Below are 1681 nucleotides of genomic sequence, written 5' to 3' on the forward strand. Positions count from 1 at the left end.
ATTTTTTAGCTTCATCTGAAGTTAAATTTAATGCTTTCCAACCTAGGTTAAGGTCGTTTGCCACTTCAATTACTTTTACACTTCCATTCTGAGCATCCAAAAGAGACTGTAAAAACTCTCTTTCAGTTTCAACTTGACGATAATAAGTTGTATCAATGTATTCACTTCGGTCATTAACTCCTAATGACGCATACCCAGTGACGTTTAGATAGCTATTATCATAGTTTTTAAAATGTCTTTCTGTGTTAGGTATTGAATCAACTGATGCTGCATTTATTTCACCATCTCCACCGATTAATAACGATGAAGTTAAAAATGATGAAACCAATAGTAAATTTAGTGACTTTTTAATACGCATCCTTTTTTTCATCCTCTTCCTCCTAAGTAAGTTGTAAAAGGTAAGACTGGGCTTAGATGTGTTTACATGCTTATGAAATAAAACCAATCAACTTTTTCTATCATCACCTCCTTTAAAAACTTATACGTAAGCCCTTTCAAATCATTAGATCATATCAAAGCTATAACGTTTCTAATGTCGAAACCTCTCTAATACTTATTTTGTAGTCTCATTGTATTAACGCTTACATTATCCACTTAACCAAAAGAACGGAAGCTTAGTGCGATAGTTCCCGGGAATCTCCTCAATTGATATTATATGTATGAGAAGAACTTGTGCTGATACTGATAAGTATAGCAACTATAAAATTTTTTTATATAATTTTGACAAAATTAGTCAAATTAAAATTTTTATAACAAACCTGTATCGAACTGATATATTAAAGTATTTAGGAGAGAATCTAATTTGAAATGTTCTTCAGTTAAGTTATAAGGTTTAATTACTGTTGTATCAATTCCCTGTTCTCTTAACTGGTTCAAAAAGGCATTAAATTCATTTGTATAATAACCGTATGCGGTCTAAGATTACGTAAATCACAATCTATAATGAATAAATCGATTGCTTCAGAAAATGTTTCTACATAAGATTTTGTTTCCTTTTCAATAATGTCAACAACGGATTAAAATTCCCCATTTTCAGCGGTTGAAAAATCCCCAATATCATCACTTTGCTACTATCGGCTGAATTCCAGCCTTCTGTTTTTCCTTTAATCGATAGGATTCTCCTTTCATGTTAAATGTAGTGGAGTGATGAAGCAGCCGATCTAAAACAGCGGTTGCTAAAACATCATCTCCAAAGATTTTCCCCCATTCTATATATGATTTATTAGAGGTTATAATAATTGACCCCTCTTCATATCTCTTTGAGATGATTTGAAACAGGAGGTTTGCACTTAACTCATCAAACGGGAAGTATCCCATTTCATCCAAAACGAGTACATTAAACTTAGATAACTTATTTACTAAGCGACTTGTTGTGTTGCGTTCATCAGCTTTCTTACACATTGTGATGAAATCATCACAACGTGTATAGTGGGCTGTATAACCTTTATTTAATGCTTCAAGTGCAATCCCAATCGCAAGATGGGTTTTACCTACACCGGGAGGTCCCAAAAGTAAGATATTATCCCCATTATCAATAAATCTACATGTCATTATTTCTTTAATTCTTCTTTCACTAACACTTGTCTGAAATGCGAAATCAAAATCTTCAATTCTCTTTAAATATGGTAATTTTGCTTTATTAATACGTCTTTCCAAATCTTTGTTTTCAAGTAATTCAATT

Annotated in this window: 1 protein-coding gene and 1 pseudogene; both read right to left on the minus strand. The window is 32.1% G+C overall.

Going from position 1 to position 1681, the window contains the following annotated elements; genetic code table 11:
* A pseudogene (locus B1R93_RS06505) lies at positions 1-370 on the minus strand (hypothetical protein); the annotation flags it as partial.
* Positions 371-1059: 689 nt separating this feature from the next.
* The coding region (istB, locus tag B1R93_RS06510) for an IS21-like element helper ATPase IstB (protein ID WP_133058625.1) at positions 1060-1681 on the minus strand (622 nt) is incomplete at its 5' end.

The sequence above is a fragment of the Halalkalibacter urbisdiaboli genome (genome assembly GCF_002156385.1).
Lineage (GTDB): Bacteria > Bacillota > Bacilli > Bacillales > Bacillaceae_D > Halalkalibacter_A > Halalkalibacter_A urbisdiaboli.